Raw genomic sequence first — 294 nt, forward strand, 5'->3', positions numbered from 1 at the left:
CAGAGTAAGCACGGTGATCTGAGTGGTAAAGGCTTTGGTCGAAGCCACTCCAATTTCAGGACCGGCATGTGTATAGGCCCCTGCGTGAGTTTCTCTTGATATGGAAGAACCTACAACATTACACACGCCAAAAACAAAGGCTCCCTTTTCTTTTGCTAATTTTATAGCCGCCATAGTATCTGCCGTTTCTCCACTTTGAGAGATCGCGATCACCACGTCATCTGGATTTATGATTGGATTCCTGTAACGGAATTCTGATGCATATTCTACTTCCACCGGAATGCGGGCAAGGTC

Annotated in this window: 1 protein-coding gene; it reads right to left on the bottom strand. The window is 46.3% G+C overall.

Annotation, left to right across the window (positions count from 1 at the left end; all coding sequences use genetic code 11):
• Positions 1-294: SIS domain-containing protein (locus HC175_RS22990; RefSeq protein WP_168140077.1), on the bottom strand; the 294-nt coding region annotated here is incomplete at both ends.

Source organism: Salinimicrobium oceani (assembly GCF_012037645.1).